This is a genomic window from Pseudomonas sp. p99-361 (assembly GCF_003935475.1).
In the GTDB taxonomy this organism is placed as follows: domain Bacteria; phylum Pseudomonadota; class Gammaproteobacteria; order Pseudomonadales; family Pseudomonadaceae; genus Aquipseudomonas; species Aquipseudomonas juntendi.
Map to the genome: position 1 here is coordinate 1 of NZ_RHQO01000074.1, position 21,159 is coordinate 21,159.

Below are 21,159 nucleotides of genomic sequence, written 5' to 3' on the forward strand. Positions count from 1 at the left end.
GAGCGAGCGCAGCTCGCGATTGCGCCGCGCGGGCGGCGCTCGATCTCACAGGCGCTGCATATCTTCTGACAAACACCTGCCAGCCCTGATGCGATCTCTGTGTGTGTGTGGCTTGCCGGCGATGGGCGGCAAAGCCGCCCCGGCGATATCAGCCGCGCTCAGGCTGGAAGCGCACCACAAAGCCCTTCAGGCTGTTCTGGCGGTTGACCGCATCGCGTACGCGCTCGGCCTCGGCGCGCTCGATCAATGGCCCCACATACACCCGGTTCATGCCGCCGGCCGAACGGATATAGGCGTTGTAACCCTGACTACGCAAGGTTTGCTGCAGTTTCTCGGCACCGGCGCGGTTGGACAGGCTGGCCAGCTGGATCGACCAGCTGACCGGCAGCCCGTTGACGTCGATCTTCGATGGCGCAGCCTGGGCCGGCGTCGCTGCAGGTTTGGTTTCGACCTTGGCCGCCGGTGCGGCGGCCTGCGGCTTGGCCGGCTGGGCCTGTGCCTGGGTCTGCGGCGATGCCGTGATCGGCTGGCTGGGCGTGCTGGCAGGGGCAGTCGACTCGTCGACCACCACCGGCGCCGACTGCGGTGCTTCAGGAACTTCCTGCGGCTGCGGCACGGTCACCGGGTCTACCTTCACTTCCGGCAGGCTGGGCATGGCAGGTGCCTGCGGGGCTTCGACGCGCACCTGGCGCATCTCATCCTCGCGGGTGAACAGCATCGGCAGGAAGATCACCGCCAGTGCCACCAGCACCAGCGCACCGACCATGCGCTGTTTCATCCCTTTATCCAGCACTGCCATCTACTCAACCCTCCTGGGCATGCCGCTCCAGCCACGCCAGGGCCTGGGCGACACAGAAAAACGAACCGAACAGCACGATCTGGTCATCTGCCGTTGCCTGCGCGCATTGCCCTTCGAGGGCCGCGTCGACTCCGGCATAAGACTTCACCGCCGCGCCAAGGTTCGTCAAGGCGTCGGCCAACTCGGCAGCCGGCCGGCTGCGCGGGGTGTCCAGCGGGGCCACGGCCCAGTCATCGATCAGTCCGTGCAGCGGCGCGACCACGCCTGCCAGGTCCTTGTCGGCGAGCAGGCCGAATACCGCCAGCCGGCGCCCCTTCAGCGGCCGGCTCGCCAGGCGCCGGGCCAGGTACTGCGCCGCATGCGGGTTGTGCCCGACATCCAGCAGCAGCTCCACCGGCCGGCCCTGCCAGACCAGCTGGCGACGGTCTAGACGCCCGGTAATCCGGGTATCCAGCAACGCCTGGCGCACCTGCGCGGCATCCCACGGCAGGCCCATCAACAGGTACGCCTGCAGGGCCAGCGCGGCGTTTTCCATCGGCAGGTCGAGCAACGGCAGGCCGTTCAGCTCAACGGGCGCGCCATCGGCTGCAGTGCCACGCCAGTTCCAGCCGTTTTCGGCGCTTGCCAGGTCGAAGTCACGGCCGCGCAGGAACAATGGCGCTGCCAGTTCGGCGGCTTTGTCCAGCAGCGGTTGTGGCGGGTCTAGATCGCCGCACAGGGCCGGTTTGCCCGGGCGGAAGATACCGGCCTTTTCAAAGGCCACCTGCTCGCGGGTGTCGCCCAGGTAATCGACATGGTCAACGCCGATACTGGTCACCAGGGCCAGGTCGGCGTCCACCACGTTCACGGTGTCCAGGCGCCCGCCAAGACCCACTTCCAGCACCACGGCATCGAGCTGCGACTGGTGGAACAACCAGAACGCAGCCAGCGTGCCCATCTCGAAGTAGGTCAGGGAAATATCGCCCCGCGCCGCCTCCACGGCGGCGAAGGCTTCGCACAGGCGCTCATCGCTGGCCTCCAGGCCATCGATCAGCACCCGCTCGTTGTAGCGCAACAAGTGCGGCGAGCTGTACACGCCGACCTTGAGCCCCTGGGCGCGCAGCAACGAGGCCACGAAGGCGCAGGTCGAACCCTTGCCGTTGGTGCCGGTCACGGTCACCACGCGGGGCGCCAGCTTACCCAGCGCCAGCCGGGCAAGTACCTGCTGCGACCGCTCCAGGCCCATGTCGATGGCCGAGGGGTGCAACTGCTCGAGGTAGGCGAGCCATTCGCCCAGGGATCGTTGTTTCATCACGCGACGGCAGCCGCCTCACGCGCTTGCTCGGGGGTTTCCTGGCCAGTCATCTGCGCCAGCAGGCGAGCCAGGCGCGGGCGCAGTTCGCCACGGGAGATGATCAGGTCGATGGCGCCGTGCTCCAGCAGGAACTCGCTACGCTGGAAGCCTTCCGGCAGCTTTTCGCGTACGGTCTGTTCGATCACGCGCGGGCCGGCGAAGCCGATCAGCGCCTTCGGTTCGCCGACGATGACGTCGCCGAGCATGGCCAGGCTGGCGGACACACCGCCGTAGACCGGGTCGGTCAGCACCGAGATGAACGGAATGCCTTCTTCGCGCAGGCGCGCCAGCACCGCCGAGGTCTTGGCCATCTGCATCAGCGAGATCAGCGCCTCTTGCATGCGCGCACCGCCGGAAGCGGAGAAGCAGACCATTGGGCAACGGTGCTCCAGGGCGTAGTTGGCAGCGCGGACGAAGCGCTCACCGACGATGGCGCCCATGGAACCGCCCATGAACGAGAACTCGAAGGCACTGACCACGATCGGCATGCCCATCAGGGTACCGCTCATGGAGATCAGCGCGTCTTTTTCGCCGGTCTGCTTCTGCGCGCCGGTGAGGCGGTCCTTGTACTTCTTGCCATCGCGGAATTTCAGGCGGTCGACCGGCTCGAGGTCGGCACCCAGTTCGGCACGGCCTTCGGCGTCGAGGAAGATGTCGATGCGCGCGCGTGCACCGATGCGCATGTGATGGTTGCACTTGGGGCAGACATCGAGGGTTTTTTCCAGCTCCGGACGATACAGCACGGCCTCGCAGGACGGGCACTTGTGCCACAGGCCTTCAGGCACCGAGCTCTTTTTCACCTCGGAACGCATGATCGAAGGGATCAGTTTGTCGACTAACCAGTTGCTCATGCTTTTTTTCTCCAGTATTGGCAGGCGGGGCCGTTATCGTCGGCCTGCCCTGCCCTTGAGCTCAAAATCTGTTACGAAACGATGATGGACCGGCCGCCGGGCTTCCAGCGCGCCACTCCACCGCTAATGCGTTGTGTTGCCGCCACCATGGGTGCGGCTGCCCGGCAGGGCTGCGAATGCTATGGACGATGGCGCGCAGCCAGCCGTCACATCTGCCATCACGCCTGCCTCACCGCCTGCATGAAGGCTTCGATCTTCGCGGCGTCCTTGATGCCCTTGGCCTGCTCGACCCCACCGCTGACATCAACCGCATAGGGCCGTACCTGGGCGATGGCCTGGCCGACGTTGGCCGCCGAAAGCCCACCGGCAAGAATGATCGGTTTGCTCAGCCGCGCCGGTACCAGGGACCAGTCGAACGCCTCGCCGGTTCCCCCAGGCACACCCGCCACATAGGTATCGAGCAGAATGCCGCGAGCGCCGGCATAGCGCTGGCAGGCTGCCTCGAGGTCATCGCCCGGGCGCACCCGCAGGGCTTTGATCCAGGGGCGGTGGTAGCCCTCGCAGTCCTCCGGGGCTTCATCGCCGTGGAACTGTAGCAGGTCCAGCGGAACCACTTCGAGGATCTCGTTCAATTCGCACCGCGAGGCATTGACGAACAGCCCTACCGTGGTCACGAACGGCGGCAGTTCAGCAATGATTGCCCGCGCCTGGCGCACGTCCACTGCGCGTGGGCTTTTGGCATAAAAGACGAAACCGATGGCATCGGCCCCGGCCTCGACAGCAGCCAACGCGTCTTCAATGCGGGTAATCCCGCAGATCTTGCTGCGAACATAGCTCATGAAACGCGAACCCTGATGATAACGGTCAAAGGCCGGATGTTAGCAAATGGCTTTTCGCCCGTCAGTCCGCCAACCCTTCATAACCGCTTAAAAAGTGTGGGCCAATGTAACGCCTGGGCAGGGTGAATGTGTCGGGGTACTCCACCTGCACCAGGTACAGCCCATAGGGATGGGCGGTTACCCCGCCTTCGCGGCGGTCACGCCCTTCCAGCACCTCACGCGCCCAGCTCACCGGGCGTTCGCCGCTACCGATGGCCATCAACACGCCGGCAATGTTGCGCACCATGTGGTGCAGGAAGGCGGTGGCGCGCACGTCCAGCACGATCATCTGGCCATGGCGGGTAACCCGCAGGTGGTAGATATGCTTGACCGGCGACTTGGCCTGGCACTGGCTGGCGCGGAAGGCGCTGAAATCGTGGGTGCCGAGCAGCGACTGTGCGGCCTGGGCCATACGCTCGACGTCGAGCGGGCGGTGGTTCCAGGTCACCTCCTCGGCCAGGTGCGCCGGGCGGATCGGGTCGTTGTAGATGACATAGCGGTAGCGCCGGGCGCATGCCTTGAAGCGAGCATGGAAATCAGCCGGCATCGGCTGCGACCAGACCACACTGATGTCGTGCGGCAGGTTGAAGTTGGTGCCCATGGTCCAGGCACGTTCGTCGCGCACGGCACGGGTGTCGAAATGCACAACCTGCCCACAACCGTGAACACCGGCATCGGTGCGGCCGGCGCAAACCACGGCGATCGGCTCGTTGGCGACCTTGGACAGCGCTTGCTCCAAGGCTTGCTGGACACTGGGCACGCCGCTGGCCTGGCGCTGCCAGCCGCGGTAGCGTGCGCCCTTGTATTCCACACCCAGGGCGATGCGGGAGTAGCCTTCGGCCGCAGATTCGGTGGCGGCGGTGTCGATGATGTCCAAGAGCATGAAACCTGTGGGGTGTACGAAATGCCGGGGATTATAACGACAACGGCAGCCGCGTAGGGCTGCCGTTGCTTGTCCACTGTAACCGAATGCCGCTTCGACGGGGTCAGACCAACCGGGACAGCATGTCCTTGGCTTCCTGGCGCTGAGTGTCGTCGCCGTCCTTGACCACCTCGTCGAGGATATCGCGTGCGCCCTGGCTGTCGCCCATGTCGATATAGGCTCGAGCCAGGTCCAGCTTGGTGGCCACTTCATCACTGCCGGAGAAGAAGTCGAAGTCGAGATCGTCCAGCGGCTCCGGCTCTGGCTGCGCGGCTGCATCTTCGCTGGTGAAGTGCGGTTCCAGCGAGGGCGCCTCCAGGCTCTGCGACAGCTTGTCCAGCTCGGCGTTCACGTCATCGAGTTCCGAGGCAAAGCTTTTGTCTGCCGGCAAGTCGTCCTCCAGCGACAGTGACAAGTCGAAGTCCGAGGGCAGATCGAACTCGGAGACCGGATCGAACTCTGGCACGCTGTCGAAGGCCGCCAGCTCGGCAGCCACATCGCCCGCGGCGGTGTCGGCTGCTGGCGCAGCAGCGGGTGTGACGGGTTCGGTGACATCGAGGTCGAAATCCGACAGGTCGACCGCGGGTTGCGGCTCGGCCTGGGCCAGCATGGCTTCGAAATCCGCATCGGCGTCGGCTTGCAGGTCCTCATCCAGGGCGAACGGCTGTTCTTCTGGCGGCGCACCCGGCTGCACCGGCTCGTCCAGCACCGGTTCGGCGATCACCAGCTCATCAGGCACTGGCGCCTGCGCCGCGGGCTCGTCGAGCATCGCCGCGGCCAGCGGATCGTCCTCGGGCAGGTCTTCCCCAAGGCCAAGGTCAAAGGCATGGTCCAGGTCCGGCTCGCCCAGCCCCTGATCCTCCAGGCCGGCGACGTCCAGGATAGGCACTTCATCGAGAGGGTCCAGCCCGGCATCAGGTTCAGCGCCAACCTCCGGCTCAGCCACGGCCTGCGGTTCAAGCGCTGGCACCTGCTCAGGCACCCCATCGGCAACCACCGGCGCCGCGGCGGCGTCGTGCAACAACTCCTGCACGTACTGCTCGTCCATTTCGGCAGCCAAAGCTGCCGCGCCCAGGCCGGCAGCTGCCAGGCCCAGCATGGCTGGGTAGCGTTCTTTCAACTCGGCCACAGCGGCGCCATTGTGCTCGCCGGCTTGCAGCTGGCGCTCCTGTTCGGCGAAGGCCGTCTGATCACCCTGGCGGGCATACACGTCCATCAGCTTCAGGCGCAGGTCATCACGGGCCGGGGCAGCGGCCACGGCAGGCTCCAGCAGATCGGCGGCACGGTTCAGGCGCCCCTCGGCCAGGCACTGGTCGACCTCCGCCAGCAGCGCGGCGTGAGGGTCTGCCGGTGGCTCTGCGGCAGCAGGTTCGGCCACTTTTTCCGCAGCCACGGCAGCGGCGGCCGATGCGGCGACCACTGCAGGCGACAAGGTGACGCTCGGCTCGGCCACTTCGACGCCGTCGAAGCTTTCGGTGTCGGTGTCGAAACCGGTGCCCTGCTCTTCTTCCAGCGCCCGCGCCATGCGCAGGTGCTTTTCCGCCTCTTGTTGAGCCTTGCGCTTGCGCGCCAGCAGCCACAACAGCAGTGCCAGGACAAGAATGGCAGACCCGGCGATCAGCCACAGCAGCCAAGGGTTACCGAGAATCTGCTCGAGCGCGCCGTTCGCCTGGCTGGCCGGCGCCGGGGCAGGCTCTGCCGCCGGCTTGCTGGCAGGTGCAGCCTGGGTGGGGGCTGGCTCGCCGCTCGCCTCGGCACCTGCCGCAGGCGCTGACGCGGCTTGCGGCGCGGGCGCCGGGGCGACGCCTGCCGGGGACGGCGTGGCAGCACCCTGCGCCTGAAGACGCGCCAACTGGTCGTTTTTCAGGTCGATCAGACGCTGCAGCTTGTCCAGCTGGCTCTGCAGGTCACTCATGCGGCTCTTGAGTTCGTCGTTGTCGCGGCGGCTGGTATCGAGACTTTCCTGCGTCACCGCCAGCTTGTCGCTTAGCGCTTTGGCCTGGTCGGCCCCCGCCTGGTTGCCCGGGCTGACCAGGCGCAGGTTGTCGCCCTGGGCAACACGCGCCGGGGCGGCGTCGGCGGCACCACGGCGAGTGGCGTCCAGCTGACGGGCCCGCGGGCCCAACCGACGGCCCTCACGCCAGGCCGCGTACTGCTCGGCCACCTCACGGTTGGCCTCGGCCTGGGCGATGCTCTGAACCTGCTGCTGGTCGGGCAGGCGCAGCATCTGGCCAACCTTCAGCTGGTTGATGTTATTGCCAATGAAGGCATCCGGGTTCAGGGCCTGGATGGCGATCATGGTCTGCTGGATCGAACCGCCCTGGGTGTTGCGAGCGGCAATTTGCCACAACGTGTCGCGACGCTGGGTGGTGTAGCTGCTGGCAGCGGTACTGGCCGGGTTGAGATTGCCAGCAGCCGGTTTGTCGCCCTGGGCCTGGGCCTGGTCGAGCAACACGCTGTAGTCACGCAGCAGGCGGCCCTGCGGCCACATCACCTGGACCAGGAACTTGACCACGGGCCCAGGCAGCGGCTGGCTGGAGGTCACTCGCAGCACGCTTTTGCCGTTGGGGTTGATGACCGGCGTGAAGGTGAGGTCTTCGAGGTAGGCCGCGAATGGCACCCCGGCCTTGCTGAACTCTTGCGCAGGCGCCAGGCTGGGTGCCACTTCGGCGGCCTTGAGGTCGCGCACGTCGAGCAATTCGATCTCGGCGTCCAGCGGCTGATTCTGTGCCGACTTCAGGGTCAGCTCCCCCAGGCCCAGCGCATTCGCCATGCCAGACGACAGCGCTGAAGCTGCAGCCATGGCCAGAACCAGTTTGCGAATTCGAAGCATGACCTCTTCCCTTGTATGAATCGTCCCGAAACCTGCATGCGGAGCAGGACAAAAGTGCTCGCCAGTATCTTTTACAGCCTGTGTTTAATCAACAATTGCGCCACTTGCACAGCGTTGAGCGCGGCACCTTTGCGCACGTTGTCGGTGGTCAGCCAGAGGTTGAGCTGCTGCTGTTCATCAATACCGTGCCGTACACGACCAACATAGACCACGTCTTGCCCGACTGCGTCACCAACCGGGGTTGGATAGTCATCATTTTCCACCCGTTCGATACTGTCGGCAGCCTCCAGGGCCTGGTTGACCGCGGCCAGATCGACCGGGTGACGGCTTTGCACGGCCACACTGAAGCTATCGCCGAAAAACACCGGTACTTGAATGCAGCTCACGGAAATCTTCAGCTCAGGCAGGCCCAGCAGCACACGCAGCTCAGTGACCAGGCGGCGCTCCAGCGCGGTATGGCCCTGATCGTCGGCGGCACCGACCTGGGCCAACAGGTTGAACGCTACCTGGCGGTCGAAGAAGCGTGGCTCCAGCGGCCGGGCATTGAGCAGTTCGGCAGTTTGCCTGGCCAGTTCGCTGACGCCCTCGCGGCCTTGTGCCGAAACGGCCAGTGCGGCCATCACCTGGATACGCTCGATTTCCAGCAGGCCCTTGAGCGGCGCCAGGGCGACGGCCAAGGCGACAGCAGCCGAGCACGGGCTGACAATTCGCGCGGGCAGCGCCAGGCCGGCGATGCGCTCGGCATTGGCCTCGGGCACCAGCGCCAGGGCATCGTCCAGGTCACCGGACAGGTCGATCACCGTGCAACCGGCTTGCAGCGCCTTGCCGGCAAAGCTGCGGCTGACCGCAGCGCCAGTGGCGAAGAACGCCAGCTTGACCTGGCCGAAGTCGAAGCTGTCGACTTCGCGAACCTTCAGTTTCTTCCCGGCGAACATCACGCTGCTGCCGGCCGACTCCATGCTGGCCAGCAAGTGCAGGGTTGCCACGGGGAAATCCAGTTCTTCGAGGATCTGCACCAAGGCTTCACCGACGCTGCCGGTGGCGCCGACGACGGCGATGTCCAATGGGTGTGTCATGGTAGGGATCCTCTTGCAGAAAACGGCGGGGGCGGCACTTTACTCGGATTGCAGGGTTTTGTCTGTGATGGCTTCAGCTTGGTTGGGCCAGCTGCGGTAGCAGACTGCTTGACGGGGCCAGCGGTGGTTCGCGGAGGCTGCAGCAGCTGGCGCCAAACAAAAAACCCGTGCTGTTGCCAGCACGGGTTTTCGGACGAACCAGAACGATCAACGCTCCAGCAGAATCCGCAGCATGCGGCGCAGCGGCTCGGCAGCGCCCCACAGCAGCTGGTCACCCACGGTGAATGCGCCCAGGTACTGCGAGCCCATGTTCAGCTTGCGCAGGCGGCCAACCGGAATGTTCAGGGTGCCGGTGACCTTGGTCGGCGACAACTCCTGCATGCTGATTTCACGCTGGTTAGGCACCAGTTTCACCCAAGGGTTGTGCTGGCTGATCATGCCTTCGATATCGGCAATCGGCACATCCTTGTTCAGCTTGATGGTCAACGCCTGGCTGTGGCAACGCATGGCGCCGATGCGCACGCAGATACCATCGACCGGGATCGGGCTCTTGAAGCGGCCGAGGATCTTGTTGGTCTCGGCCTGGGCCTTCCACTCTTCACGGCTTTGGCCGTTCGGCAGTTCCTTGTCGATCCACGGGATCAGGCTGCCAGCCAGCGGTACGCCGAAGTTCTCGGTCGGGAACGCTTCGCTGCGCATGGCCTCGGCGACCTTGCGGTCGATGTCGAGAATGGCGCTGGCCGGGTTGGCCAGATCGTCGGCGACGGCCGCGTGGGTAGCGCCCATCTGCTTGATCAGCTCACGCATGTTCTGTGCGCCAGCGCCCGAGGCTGCCTGGTAGGTCATGGCGCTCATCCACTCGACCAGGCCAGCTTCGAACAGGCCACCCAGGCCCATCAGCATCAGGCTGACAGTGCAGTTGCCGCCGATGTAGTTCTTGGTACCGGCGTCCAGCTGCTGGTCGATGACCTTGCGGTTGACCGGGTCGAGGATGATGACCGCGTCATCCTGCATGCGCAGGGACGAGGCGGCGTCGATCCAGTAACCCTGCCAGCCGGCTTCGCGCAGCTTGGGGAAGACCTCGTTGGTGTAGTCGCCGCCCTGGCAGGTCAGGATAACGTCGAGGGTCTTGAGTTCTTCAATCGAATAAGCGTCCTTGAGCGGCGCTGTATCCTTGCCCACGTTCGGGCCTTGGCCACCCACGTTGGAGGTGGTGAAGAACACCGGCTCGATAAGGTCGAAGTCCTGCTCCTCCAGCATCCGCTGCATGAGCACGGAACCGACCATACCGCGCCAACCGATCAGACCTACACGTTTCATCGCAACTACACCTTTGCTAAAAGTGGGCCGCCACCAGGAATGTGGGGTGGCGGGCCAGAGAGATTACAGATTCCGCAGGGCTGCGACTACTGCGTCGCCCATTTCCTGCGTACCAACTTTGGTGCAGCCTTCCGAGAAGATGTCGCCAGTGCGCAGCCCCTGGTCCAGAACCAGGCTCACGGCCTTCTCGATCGCCTCGGCGGCGGCCGACTGATTGAAGCTGTAACGCAGCATCATCGACACCGACAGAATGGTCGCCAGTGGGTTGGCGATACCCAGGCCGGCGATGTCCGGGGCCGAGCCATGGCAAGGCTCGTACATGCCCTTGTTGTCGGCATCCAGCGAGGCCGAAGGCAGCATGCCGATGGACCCGGTCAGCATGGAAGCTTCGTCCGACAGAATGTCACCAAACATGTTGTCGGTCACCATCACGTCGAACTGCTTGGGGGCGCGCACCAGTTGCATGGCGGCGTTGTCCACGTACATGTGGCTTAGTTCCACATCCGGGTAGTCCTTGGCCAGGTCTTCGACCACTTCGCGCCACAGCTGGCTGGAAGCGAGCACGTTGGCCTTGTCCACCGAGCACAGTTTCTTGCCGCGCACGCGGGCCATGTCGAAACCGACACGGGCAATGCGGCGCACTTCGCTTTCGCTGTACGGCAGGGTGTCGTAGGCCTGGCGCTCGCCACCTTCCAGTTCACGCTGGCCGCGTGGGGCACCGAAGTAGATACCGCCGGTCAGCTCACGAACGATGAGAATGTCCAGGCCGGAAACGATCTCGGGCTTGAGCGAAGACGCGTCGGCCAGTTGCGGGTAGAGGATGGCCGGGCGCAGGTTGGCGAACAGGCCCAGTTGCGAACGGATTTTCAGCAGGCCGCGCTCCGGGCGGATATCACGCTCGATCTTGTCCCACTTCGGCCCGCCCACCGCGCCCAGCAAGACCGCGTCGGCCTTGCGCGCAAGCTCCAGGGTTTCGTCGGCCAGGGGCACGCCGTGCTTGTCGATGGCAGCGCCACCGATCACATCGTGGGCCAGGCTGAAACCGAGCTGGAACTTGTCGTTGGCCAGCTCCAGCACCTTGACCGCTTCGGCCATGATTTCCGGCCCGATACCGTCACCTGGGAGAATCAGAATCTGCTTGCTCATGCTTTCCTCTATCCATTCACACGGCGTGGCCAAGCGGGCCCCACCGAAAAAAACTTATCGCTCTGCCCACAGCACCAGTACATCGCTGCTGAACGAGCCATCGCTGTCGATCTGATAATACTGCCGTACTTCTTCGCCCATGGCTTGCTGCAATTGGCGGATAGCCACGCGCATCGGCTCGGGGGTACGCATGCGCTCGACCCAGCTGGAAAACTCCAGGCGCAGCGGCTGGCGGGTGTGGCTGCGCACGTGCAAACCGGCTTCGCTAACCTGGCGCTGCCATTCGGCGGCGGAATAATCGCGCACGTGGCTGGTGTCGCGCAGCACTTCGACCGTTTGCAGGTAGGTGTCGAGCAGCGGGCTGCCCGGTGACATCACATCGATGAACGCCGCCACGCCGCCTGGCTTGAGCACCCGGCGCACTTCGCGCAAGGCCAGGCCCAGGTCGCTCCAGTGGTGGGCCGAGTAGCGGCTGAAAACGAAGTCGAACGATGCATCGGCGAACGGCAGGCGTTCGGCCGCGCCGCGTTCGGTGATGATATTGCCCAGGCCGCGCTCGGCAGCGGCGCTGGCGACCACATCGAGCATGGCCTGCGACAGGTCGTAGGCGACCACTTCGGCGACCAGCGGCGCAACGTGGAAGCTGACATGCCCGGCACCGCAGCCCAGGTCCAGCACACGGGCGGCGCCCTGGCCTGCCAGTTCGGCCTGGAGCAAGGCAAATTCACTGCCCTGGGCGTGTACGGCGCTGCTGAGGTAGGCACTGGCTTGTTCGCCGAACTGGCGTTGGACCACGTCGGTGTGTTGGCTGCTGGTCATGTCTCGATCCTTTTGGTTCTGGGTTGGCTCTACGGGCGCTATCGCCGGCAAGCCAGCGCCCACAGGCGCACCACAGCCTGAAAGTTGTGGGAACCCTGTGGGCGCTGGCTTGCCGGCGATGAGGCCAGCAAACCCGGCTACATCATTCAGGCATCCCGGAACAGCCAAGGCTGCGCAGCACGGTGCTTGCCTTCGAAGGCCTTGATCGCATCGCTGTCCTGCAGGGTCAGGCCGATATCGTCCAGGCCGTTGAGCAGGCAGTGCTTGCGGAAGGCATCGATCTCGAAGTGCAGCACCTTGCCGTCTGGGCGGGTCACCGCCTGGGCCTGCAAGTCGATGGTCAGCTGGTAGCCCGGGTTGGCTTCCACCTGCTTGAACAACTCGTCCACTTCCTCATCGCTGAGGATGATTGGCAGCAAGCCGTTCTTGAAGCTGTTGTTGAAGAAGATGTCAGCGAAGCTCGGCGCAATGATGCTGCGGAAGCCATACTCGTCCAGCGCCCAAGGGGCGTGCTCGCGGCTGGAGCCGCAACCGAAGTTTTCCCGCGCCAGCAACACACTGGCACCTTGGTAGCGTGGATAGTTGAGCACGAACTCCTGGTTGACCGGGCGCTTCCTGTTGTCCTGGTAAGGCTGGCCCACGTCCAGGTAACGCCACTCGTCGAACAGGTTTGGACCAAAGCCGGTGCGCTTGATCGACTTGAGGAACTGCTTGGGGATGATCTGGTCGGTGTCGACGTTGGCACGGTCCAACGGTGCGACGAGGCCAGTGTGCTGGGTAAAGGCTTTCATGCTGCGCTCCCTTGGATCAACTCGCGAACATCGATGAAATGACCGGCTACCGCGGCAGCGGCGGCCATGGCCGGGCTGACCAGGTGGGTACGCCCACCGGCACCCTGACGGCCTTCGAAGTTGCGGTTGGAGGTGGACGCGCAATGCTCGCCGCTCTCCAGGCGGTCCGGGTTCATCGCCAGGCACATCGAGCAGCCTGGTTCACGCCATTCGAAACCGGCTTCGAGGAAGATCTTGTCCAGGCCTTCACGTTCGGCCTGCGCCTTGACCAGGCCCGAACCCGGCACGACGATGGCTTGCTTGACGCTGGCGGCCACCTTGCGGCCCTTGGCGATTTCCGCCGCCGCGCGCAGGTCTTCGATGCGCGAGTTGGTGCACGAGCCGATGAATACGCGGTCCAGCTTGATGTCGGTGATGGCCTGGTTGGCCGTCAGCCCCATGTACTTCAAGGCACGCTCGATCGAGCCACGCTTGACCAGATCGGCTTCTGCGGCCGGGTCCGGTACGCGCTGGTCGACGGCCAGGACCATCTCGGGCGAAGTGCCCCAGCTGACTTGCGGCTTGATCTGGCTGGCATCCAGCTCGACCACGGTGTCGAACACCGCATCGTCATCCGACACCAGGTCTTTCCACGCTTCAACCGCCTGCTTCCACTGCTCGCCCTTCGGCGCGTAGGGGCGCCCTTCGACGTAGGCAACGGTAGTGGCGTCGGTGGCCACCAGGCCCACACGGGCACCGGCTTCGATGGACATGTTGCAGATGGTCATGCGGCCTTCCATCGACAGCGCACGAATGGCGCTGCCGGCGAATTCCATGGCGTGGCCGCTGCCACCGGCGGTGCCGATCTTGCCGATCACGGCCAGGACGATGTCCTTGGCGGTGACGCCGGCCGGCAGCTCGCCTTCCACCCGGACCAGCATGTTCTTCATTTTCTTGGCGACCAGGCACTGGGTGGCGAGCACGTGCTCGACCTCGGAGGTGCCGATACCGTGGGCAAGGGCCCCGAACGCGCCGTGGGTCGAGGTGTGCGAGTCGCCGCAGACCACGGTCATGCCCGGCAAGGTGGCGCCTTGCTCCGGGCTGATGACGTGGACGATGCCCTGGCGCTCGTCGTTCATCTTGAATTCGACGATGCCGTATTCGTCGCAGTTCTCGTCGAGGGTCTGCACCTGCAGGCGCGACACCTGGTCGACGATGGCCTCGATGCCGCCCTTGCGCTCCGGCGTGGTTGGCACGTTGTGGTCCGGCGTCGCGATGTTGGCGTCGATGCGCCACGGTTTGCGGTTGGCCAGGCGCAGGCCTTCGAAGGCCTGGGGCGATGTCACTTCGTGGATGATGTGGCGATCGATGTAGATCAGGGACGAGCCGTCATCACGGCGCTTGACCTCATGGGCTTCCCAGAGTTTGTCGTAGAGCGTTTTGCCAGCCATCAGACTGTTCCTCATCAGCGTCTTTCTGTGCCAAAAACCCCTTGGCTTGTATGGACGATGCTATGGGGTTAGATTGAATAACTCAAATTCATAATTTTTATGCTTTGGATAGCCAAAAGGAATACCTAACCATGGACCTGGCCAACCTTAGTGCCTTTATCGCTATTGCGGAAAGCGGCAGCTTTTCCGGGGCAGCGGAACGCCTGTTCCTGACCCAGCCCGCCATCAGCAAGCGCATCGCGGGCCTGGAGCAGCAGCTGGACGTACGCCTGTTCGACCGTTTAGGGCGCGAAGTGACGTTGACCGAGGCCGGGCGGGCACTGCTGCCCCGCGCTTACCAGATCCTCAACGTCCTTGATGATACCCGACGGGCGCTGACCAACCTGAACGGGGCAGTGAGTGGTCGGCTGACCCTGGCCACCAGCCACCATATCGGTCTACACCGCCTGCCCCCGCTTTTACGGGCGTTCACCCGCGAATACCCAGCGGTAGCACTGGATATTCAGTTCATGGATTCAGAACAGGCCTACGACGAGATTCTGCATGGCCGCGCCGAAATTGCCGTGATCACCCTGGCGCCCGAACCGCACCACCTGGTCAAGGCGGTACCGGTATGGGACGACGCCCTGGATTTCGTCGCGGCGCCCGAGCACCCGCTGGCCAACAACCAGGCAGTGAGCCTGGCCGATGTCGCCGGCCACCCGGCGGTGTTCCCCGGTGGCAACACGTTTACCCACCATATCGTCCAGCGCCTGTTTGAAAGCCAGGGCCTGACGCCGAACATCGCCATGAGCACCAACTACCTGGAAACCATCAAGATGATGGTATCGATCGGCCTGGCCTGGAGCGTGCTGCCGCGCACCATGCTCGATGAACAGGTTGCACCCATCGCCTTGCCCGGCATACAGCTGTCGCGCCAGCTAGGCTACATTTTGCACACGGAGCGTACGCTGTCGAACGCGGCCAGGGCGTTCATGGCGTTGCTCGACAGCCACGCAGGGTCCGCCTGACCGGCCGTCAGCCCGGCATTTCCAACTCCAAGGACGCGTCTTACGCCAAAGGTCTGGTACCGATGCCCAAAACAGTGAACCGCTTTTTGCGCCTGCCGCGAATACCTGCGGCCGACCCGCAGGAATCCGAGCAGGCCTGGCAGAACGCCCCACAACTGCTGGCCGCGCTCAATGGCGCTCGCCTGGGTGCCTGGCTATGGGATATCGAAAGCGGCCGGGTCAGCTGGTCACGCGGCACCCAGGCGCTGTTCGGCTTCGACCCCCAGCGCCCGCTGCCCGCCGATGCCGACTACCTCGACCTGCTGCCCGAAGAGGACCGTGCCCGTACCCGCCAGGTGTTCCAGGCGATTTTCAACGGCGAGCCGGTGGAGCGCGCCATGCGCCACCGCATTCGCTGGCCGGACGGCAGCCTGCACTGGCTGGAGATCAACGGCAGCCTGACCCACGACCAGCATGGCCGGCCACAGATGATCGGGGTGGTGCGTGAAATCACCCGCCAGCGCGAGCGGGAAGCGGCATTGATCAACTCGGAGAAGCGCTTCGCCACGCTGTTCCACCTCAGCCCCAACGCCATTTTGCTCTCCCGCCGCCACGACGGCATGATCTTCGAGGTCAACCAGCATTTCGAAGACATGTTCGGCTGGCCTGGCAGCCAGGTCATCGGCAAGACCAGCCTGGAGCTGGGCCTGTGGGTCAACCCCGAGCAGCGTCAGCAGGTGATCGAGTCGACCCGCGCCAACGGCGACCCGCAGATCATGGAGGTCCAGTTCCGGGCCATCAGCGGCAAGGTGCACGACGGCATTCTCTGCACCCAGGGCATCGAACTGGAAGGCGTGACCTTCTTGATCAGCACCTTCGTCGATACCAGCGAGCGCAAGCGCGCCGAGCAGGCCCTGAAAGACAGCCAGGAGCGCCTGGACCTGGCCCTGGACTCGGCGCAGCTGGGCACCTGGGACTGGCATATCCCCAGCGGCATGCTCTATGGCTCGGCCCGCGCCGCGCAGTTGCACGGCCTGCCGCCGATTCCTTTCCACGAGTCGTTCGACGCCTTCTTCGAGGGTGTACCGGAACAAGAGCGCAACTCGATGCGCCAGGCCTACCGAAGCCTGCGCGAAGGCCCTGCCGGCAACTACCAGATCACCTACCGGGTGCAGCTGGAAAACGGCGTTTCGCGCTACATCGAGAGCCGCGCCCGGCTTTACCGGGACGACCAGGGCAACCCGCTGCGCATGGCCGGCACGTTGCTCGACATTACCGACCAGGTCGAACGCGAGCAGCGCCTGAGCGCCTCCGAGGAGAAGTTCGCCAGCCTGTTCCAGGTCAGCCCCGACCCCATCTGCGTTACCCGCCAGGACACTGGCCAGTTCATCGAGATCAACCCGGCCTTCACCCAGAACTTCGGCTGGAGCAGCGAGCAAGTGCTTGGCCGCACGGCCGAGGAGATCGGCTTGTGGGCCGAATCCATCGAGCGTGCGCAACGCATTGAACGGGTAATTCGCGAACAGGCGCTGAGCAATGTCGCCGTGGTCGTCAACCACCGCAGTGGGGCGCCCCTGACGTGCGTGATCTCCAGCCGCCTGATTACTGTCGACGACCAGCCCTGCAGCGTGACCACCCTGCGCGACATCACCCAACAGCAACGCGCCGAAGCGGCCCTGAAATCCAGCGAGGAAAAGTTCGCCAAGGCCTTCCACTCCAGCCCTGACGCCATCACCATCACTGAGTGCAACAGTGGCCGTTACCTGGAAATCAACGATGGCTTCTGCCGCCTGACCGGCTATAGCGCTGCGGAAGTGGTGGGCCAGACGGTGTACGAAATCGGCATCTGGGCCGATGACAAGCAACGCGGCGCCTTGCTCGCCGAACTGCGCGAGCGCGGTCGGGTTCATCACCGCGAGATGCTCGGGCGCAACAAGCGCGGCGATATCCTGACCGTGGAGGTGTCGGTCGAGCGGATCACCCTCAATGAAGTGGACTGCCTGTTGCTGACCGCCCGCGACGTCAGCCAGCTGAAGAACGCCCAGGCGCAGATCCGGCACCTGGCCTACCACGACCCGCTGACCAACCTGCCCAACCGCGCCCTGCTGATGGACCGCCTCAGCCAGCAGATCGCCCTGCTCAAGCGCCACAACCTGCGCGGCGCGCTGCTGTTCCTCGACCTTGACCACTTCAAGCACATCAACGACTCGTTGGGCCACCCGGTGGGCGACGCGGTGCTGAAGATCATTACCGCGCGCCTGGAAGCCAGCGTGCGCCTGGAAGACACCGTGGCGCGCCTGGGCGGCGACGAGTTCGTGGTGCTGCTCAGTGGTCTGGAGGGCAGCCGAGAATTGGTGGAAGCACAAGTGCGCGAACTGGCCGACACCCTGCGCGAGCTGCTGGCCGAGCCCATGTCGCTGGATGGCCAGCGCCTGCAGGTCACGCCCAGCATCGGCGTGGCGCTGATCCCCGACCATGGTGCCACCCCGGCCGACCTGCTCAAACGCGCCGATATCGCCCTGTACCGGGCCAAGGATTCCGGTCGCAACACTACCCAGCTGTTTCACACCACCATGCAAAAGGCCGCCAGCGAACGCCTGCGCATGGAGAACGACCTGCGCCTGGCCCTGGCCCGAGGCGAACTGGCGTTGCACTTCCAACCGCAGGTGGATGCCCGTGACAACCGCATCGTCGGTGCCGAGGTGCTGCTGCGCTGGCACCACCCGCAACTTGGCCAGCAGCCACCCGCGCAGTTCATCCAGGTACTGGAGGAAAGCGGGCTGATTCTGGAAGTGGGGAGCTGGATCCTGGACGAGGCCTGCGACGCCTGCGCGCGCATGCTGACGGACGGCCTGATCGACGCCGACGACTTCAGCCTGTGCGTGAACATCAGCCCGCGGCAGTTCCGCCAGGCCGACTTCGTGGGGCGGGTATTGCGCAGCCTCGACGACTACCGTCTGCCCCGCAAGATGCTGAAGCTGGAAATCACCGAGGGCATCGTCATCCAGAACCTGGAGGACACCATCAGCAAGATGCGCGAGCTCAAGCGCTATGGGGTGAGTTTCGCCATGGATGACTTCGGCACGGGCTACTCGTCGCTGACGTACCTGAAGCGCTTACCGGTCGATGCACTGAAGATCGACCAGAGCTTCGTGCGCGATGCGACGGTCGACCCGAACGATGCCGAGATCGTCCGTGCCATCGTCGCCATGGCCCGCAGCCTGGAGCTGGCGGTGATTGCCGAAGGGGTCGAGCTCACAGAGCAGCTGGAGTTTCTCGAGCAGCTGGGGTGCTACCTGTACCAGGGCTACCTGCATAGCCGGCCTTTGCCGTTGGCGGAGTTCCGGCAGATGCTGCGGGAAGCACCGGCGGATTACTGACTGGAATCCCGGTGTGGCCGCTTTCGCAGGGCCAGGCAAAAAAAGGGCACCCGAAGGTCAATGCCAGTCAGTTAAGCAATTTGGGGCCGCTTTGCGACCCTTCGCGGGCACGCCCGCTCCCACATCTTGAGTTCAGCGCTAAACCTGTGGGAGCGGGCGTGCCCGCGAAGGGCTGCAAAGCAGCCCCAGTAACGCAGGCATTAACCCAAAGATGCCCTTGTTTACAACGATCCCATCAATTCAGCGCTGGCTTGTCGCCGTTGATGGGGATGCGCTTGGCCTTGGCTTCTTCAGGCACGATGCGCAGCAGGTCGATGCTGAGCAGACCATTGGCCAGGCCGGCAGCCTTGACTTCAATGTGGTCGGCCAAGCGGAACGACAGCTTGAAGGCGCGCTGCGCGATACCCTGGTGCAGGTAGGTCACTTCAGCATCACCATTGTCACGCTTGCCACCGGTGACGGTCAGGACGCCCTTTTCGACCTGCAGGTCGAGGTCCTGCTCCTGGAAACCGGCTGCGGCAACCACGATACGGTATTGGTCATCGCCATGCTTTTCCACGTTGTAGGGCGGGTAGCTGCTACCAGCCTCATTACGGGCCGCGGATTCGAACAGGTCATTGAAGCGGTCGAAGCCAACGGAATGACGGAACAGTGGAGCAAGAGAGAAAGCGGTAGTCATGGTCATAAACTCCTGAGTATCAGCAAGTAAGTCATTGCGCGACCCGAATTCGGCATCGCGTACTCAAGAGATAGGGCCAAGACAAAGGCTTTCAAGGGGTAAATTGAAAAAATCTGCTGGGGGGGAAACGGGCCGATGGCCGTTCAAGCAACACAGGCCTCGGCCACCGCCTCACAGCCCAGCAACCGGCTGATCCGCGCACAATCATCCTCGCGGCGCAACTCGGCAAACAGCAGCACCGCCTCCGGGTAACTACGGGTCAGCATGGCCAGCCACTGCTTCAGTCGGCCAGGCGCATAACGCGGTGACAGCTTGGCCTGGGCCTGGCGCCAGAACTCGCGCAGCAGCGGCTGCAGGTCCTGCCAGCCCAGCGGCTGGTAATCACGCCCATCCCGCGCCGCGGCTATCTGCAGGCCAAGGTCAGGGCGCGAAACCAGCCCACGGCCAAGCATGATGTCCTCGGCACCACTGACTTCACGGCAACGCCGCCAGTCGTCCACGGTCCAGATCTCGCCATTGGCAAACACGGGCACCTTGACCACGTCCTGCACCCGCGCCACCCACTCCCAATGGGCGGGCGGCTTGTAGCCCTCGACCTTGGTCCGCGCATGCACCACGAGGTGCGCCGAGCCGCCGTCAGCCAGCGCCATGGCGCAATCCAGCGCGCCGGCCGGGCTATCGAAGCCCAGGCGCATCTTCGCGGTTACCGGGATATGCGCAGGCACCGCGCGGCGCACGGCATGCACGATGGCATGGAGCAACTCCGGCTCCTTGAGCAGCACGGCGCCACCGCGGGACTTGTTCACTGTCTTGGCCGGGCAGCCAAAGTTCAGGTCGATGACCGGCGCGCCCAGTTCACAGGCCAGTGCGGCGTTTTCCGCCAGGCATAGCGGGTCCGACCCCAGCAGTTGCACACGCATGGGCACCCCGGCAGCCGTCAGCGCCCCCTGGCGCAGCTCGGGCGCCAGCTTGTGGAACGAAGCCGGCGGCAACAGGCGGTCGCACACCCGAATGAACTCGGTGACGCACCAGTCTATGCCGCCCACACGGGTCAGCACGTCGCGCAGGATGTTGTCGACCAGCCCCTCCATGGGGGCCAGAGCAATTTGCATGTCGGGGTCTCGGCGGAAAAAGGCGGCAGTCTAACAAAAAAAACCGGCGTTTCAGGCACCGATCAGCGCCGGCCCGTAACCGTCGAGAAATTCTGCCGGCATGCGCCTGGGCTTGCCGCTGGAAAGCTCGATGCAGGCGAAGGTGGTCTGCGCTCGCAGCAGGGTCACACCGTCACGCGGGCGTTGGAGTTGGAAACGCCGGGTCATGCGCAGGCGCTGATCCCAGTCGATGATCCAGGTGGCCAGTTGCAATTCGTCGTCTTCGTAGGCGGCCGCCAGGTAATCGATTTCGTGGCGCACTACAGCCATTGCACGGTCCAGCCGGCGATACGCGGCAAGGTCCAGGCCCAGGCGCTGGGAGTGACGCCAGGCACAGCGCTCCAGCCAGGTGACGTAGACGGCATTGTTGGCGTGGCCGAGGCCATCGATGTCCTCGCTGCCGACGCGCAGGTCGATGACGAAGGGTGTTGGCAGGTCCCAACTCATGTTCGCTTCCTTGGCGCAAAAGCCGATTTAGCAGCGGCGAGCGGGACAATGTCCAGCGACATCGCCATGCTCCAGGGTCAATGCACCCTGCGCAGCCCGCAGAATGCGTTAGCCAGGCAAAAGCCATGGCCCTATTCCAGAGCAGGTATGACAGGGAAAACGGGGGAAGGGGAAAAACAAAAGGCTCATTCAATAATCGAATGAGCCTTCAAAGTCCCGCAAAACGCGGGTAAAAAAATTGGCGTCCCCTAGGGGACTCGAACCCCTGTTACCGCCGTGAAAGGGCGGTGTCCTAGGCCACTAGACGAAGGGGAC

The 21,159-nt window shown here is 64.3% G+C and carries 17 protein-coding genes and 1 tRNA gene; 2 read left to right on the top strand and 16 right to left on the bottom strand.

The features are described 5' to 3' along the window. Positions 1-148 precede the first annotated feature (148 nt). From EGJ22_RS22255 to leuC, 12 genes are all read right to left on the bottom strand, one after another. Positions 149-799 (bottom strand): SPOR domain-containing protein, encoded by a 651-nt coding sequence (locus tag EGJ22_RS22255; protein ID WP_009686027.1) that lies wholly within the window; start codon positions 797-799, stop codon positions 149-151. Between the two features lie 4 nt (positions 800-803). Beyond that, positions 804-2,090, bottom strand: coding sequence for a bifunctional tetrahydrofolate synthase/dihydrofolate synthase (gene folC / locus EGJ22_RS22260; RefSeq protein WP_029887584.1), 1,287 nt, complete (start codon positions 2,088-2,090; stop codon positions 804-806). Next, positions 2,090-2,983: an acetyl-CoA carboxylase, carboxyltransferase subunit beta gene (accD, locus tag EGJ22_RS22265; protein WP_009686024.1), complete on the bottom strand. Its 894-nt coding sequence runs from the start codon at positions 2,981-2,983 to the stop codon at positions 2,090-2,092. The genes folC and accD overlap by 1 nt, the downstream gene beginning before the upstream one ends. A gap of 218 nt (positions 2,984-3,201) precedes the next feature. Continuing rightward, positions 3,202-3,822, bottom strand: coding sequence for a phosphoribosylanthranilate isomerase (locus EGJ22_RS22270; protein WP_029887583.1), 621 nt, complete (start codon positions 3,820-3,822; stop codon positions 3,202-3,204). 61 nt (positions 3,823-3,883) lie between these two features. Continuing rightward, the gene (truA, locus tag EGJ22_RS22275) at positions 3,884-4,744 is read right to left on the bottom strand and encodes a tRNA pseudouridine(38-40) synthase TruA (protein ID WP_029887582.1); all 861 of its coding nucleotides are present in this window, start codon (positions 4,742-4,744) and stop codon (positions 3,884-3,886) included. Positions 4,745-4,847: 103 nt separating this feature from the next. Continuing rightward, positions 4,848-7,616, bottom strand: coding sequence for a FimV/HubP family polar landmark protein (locus EGJ22_RS22280; RefSeq protein WP_125920408.1), 2,769 nt, complete (start codon positions 7,614-7,616; stop codon positions 4,848-4,850). A 71-nt stretch (positions 7,617-7,687) separates the two neighbouring features. After that, positions 7,688-8,692, bottom strand: coding sequence for an aspartate-semialdehyde dehydrogenase (locus EGJ22_RS22285; RefSeq protein WP_029887367.1), 1,005 nt, complete (start codon positions 8,690-8,692; stop codon positions 7,688-7,690). A 207-nt stretch (positions 8,693-8,899) separates the two neighbouring features. After that, positions 8,900-10,012: an aspartate-semialdehyde dehydrogenase gene (gene asd, locus EGJ22_RS22290; protein ID WP_029887368.1), complete on the bottom strand. Its 1,113-nt coding sequence runs from the start codon at positions 10,010-10,012 to the stop codon at positions 8,900-8,902. A gap of 63 nt (positions 10,013-10,075) precedes the next feature. Next, positions 10,076-11,158, bottom strand: a complete 1,083-nt coding sequence (gene leuB / locus EGJ22_RS22295) for a 3-isopropylmalate dehydrogenase (RefSeq protein ID WP_029887369.1) — start codon at positions 11,156-11,158, stop codon at positions 10,076-10,078. A gap of 54 nt (positions 11,159-11,212) precedes the next feature. Then, positions 11,213-11,977, bottom strand: coding sequence for a class I SAM-dependent methyltransferase (locus tag EGJ22_RS22300; protein ID WP_009681663.1), 765 nt, complete (start codon positions 11,975-11,977; stop codon positions 11,213-11,215). A gap of 146 nt (positions 11,978-12,123) precedes the next feature. Beyond that, positions 12,124-12,768, bottom strand: coding sequence for a 3-isopropylmalate dehydratase small subunit (gene leuD, locus EGJ22_RS22310; RefSeq protein ID WP_125920409.1), 645 nt, complete (start codon positions 12,766-12,768; stop codon positions 12,124-12,126). Next, on the bottom strand, positions 12,765-14,198 hold the full coding sequence (gene leuC, locus EGJ22_RS22315; RefSeq protein ID WP_125920410.1) for a 3-isopropylmalate dehydratase large subunit: 1,434 nt from the start codon (positions 14,196-14,198) through the stop codon (positions 12,765-12,767). Before leuC ends, leuD begins: the two co-directional genes overlap by 4 nt. A 131-nt stretch (positions 14,199-14,329) precedes the next feature. Between leuC and EGJ22_RS22320 the strand changes: the two genes are divergently transcribed. Continuing rightward, complete coding sequence (locus EGJ22_RS22320) at positions 14,330-15,208, top strand: LysR family transcriptional regulator (protein ID WP_029887107.1); 879 nt, start codon at positions 14,330-14,332, stop codon at positions 15,206-15,208. Between the two features lie 62 nt (positions 15,209-15,270). Then, a complete protein-coding gene (locus EGJ22_RS22325) occupies positions 15,271-18,567 on the top strand; it encodes a PAS domain S-box protein (RefSeq protein WP_029887106.1) in 3,297 nt (1,098 codons plus the stop codon). 235 nt (positions 18,568-18,802) lie between these two features. Here EGJ22_RS22325 and EGJ22_RS22330 read toward each other — a convergent pair whose 3' ends face one another. The 4 genes from EGJ22_RS22330 to EGJ22_RS22345 form a co-directional block, all read right to left on the bottom strand. Further along, on the bottom strand, positions 18,803-19,246 hold the full coding sequence (locus EGJ22_RS22330) for an Hsp20 family protein (RefSeq protein ID WP_029887105.1): 444 nt from the start codon (positions 19,244-19,246) through the stop codon (positions 18,803-18,805). A gap of 143 nt (positions 19,247-19,389) precedes the next feature. Further along, positions 19,390-20,358 (bottom strand): tRNA-dihydrouridine synthase, encoded by a 969-nt coding sequence (locus EGJ22_RS22335; RefSeq protein WP_009685046.1) that lies wholly within the window; start codon positions 20,356-20,358, stop codon positions 19,390-19,392. A 51-nt stretch (positions 20,359-20,409) separates the two neighbouring features. Beyond that, positions 20,410-20,844, bottom strand: a complete 435-nt coding sequence (locus EGJ22_RS22340; protein ID WP_009685047.1) for a thioesterase family protein — start codon at positions 20,842-20,844, stop codon at positions 20,410-20,412. A gap of 239 nt (positions 20,845-21,083) precedes the next feature. Next, a tRNA-Glu gene (locus tag EGJ22_RS22345) sits at positions 21,084-21,159 on the bottom strand.

Coding starts and splice junctions, on each gene's coding strand:
- EGJ22_RS22255 (WP_009686027.1), bottom strand. CDS start 799: ATGGCAGTGCTGGATAAAGGGATGAAACAGCGCATGGTCGGTGCGCTG.
- folC (WP_029887584.1), bottom strand. CDS start 2,090: ATGAAACAACGATCCCTGGGCGAATGGCTCGCCTACCTCGAGCAGTTG.
- accD (WP_009686024.1), bottom strand. CDS start 2,983: ATGAGCAACTGGTTAGTCGACAAACTGATCCCTTCGATCATGCGTTCC.
- EGJ22_RS22270 (WP_029887583.1), bottom strand. CDS start 3,822: ATGAGCTATGTTCGCAGCAAGATCTGCGGGATTACCCGCATTGAAGAC.
- truA (WP_029887582.1), bottom strand. CDS start 4,744: ATGCTCTTGGACATCATCGACACCGCCGCCACCGAATCTGCGGCCGAA.
- EGJ22_RS22280 (WP_125920408.1), bottom strand. CDS start 7,616: ATGCTTCGAATTCGCAAACTGGTTCTGGCCATGGCTGCAGCTTCAGCG.
- EGJ22_RS22285 (WP_029887367.1), bottom strand. CDS start 8,692: ATGACACACCCATTGGACATCGCCGTCGTCGGCGCCACCGGCAGCGTC.
- asd (WP_029887368.1), bottom strand. CDS start 10,012: ATGAAACGTGTAGGTCTGATCGGTTGGCGCGGTATGGTCGGTTCCGTG.
- leuB (WP_029887369.1), bottom strand. CDS start 11,158: ATGAGCAAGCAGATTCTGATTCTCCCAGGTGACGGTATCGGGCCGGAA.
- EGJ22_RS22300 (WP_009681663.1), bottom strand. CDS start 11,977: ATGACCAGCAGCCAACACACCGACGTGGTCCAACGCCAGTTCGGCGAA.
- leuD (WP_125920409.1), bottom strand. CDS start 12,768: ATGAAAGCCTTTACCCAGCACACTGGCCTCGTCGCACCGTTGGACCGT.
- leuC (WP_125920410.1), bottom strand. CDS start 14,198: ATGGCTGGCAAAACGCTCTACGACAAACTCTGGGAAGCCCATGAGGTC.
- EGJ22_RS22320 (WP_029887107.1), top strand. CDS start 14,330: ATGGACCTGGCCAACCTTAGTGCCTTTATCGCTATTGCGGAAAGCGGC.
- EGJ22_RS22325 (WP_029887106.1), top strand. CDS start 15,271: ATGCCCAAAACAGTGAACCGCTTTTTGCGCCTGCCGCGAATACCTGCG.
- EGJ22_RS22330 (WP_029887105.1), bottom strand. CDS start 19,246: ATGACTACCGCTTTCTCTCTTGCTCCACTGTTCCGTCATTCCGTTGGC.
- EGJ22_RS22335 (WP_009685046.1), bottom strand. CDS start 20,358: ATGCAAATTGCTCTGGCCCCCATGGAGGGGCTGGTCGACAACATCCTG.
- EGJ22_RS22340 (WP_009685047.1), bottom strand. CDS start 20,844: ATGAGTTGGGACCTGCCAACACCCTTCGTCATCGACCTGCGCGTCGGC.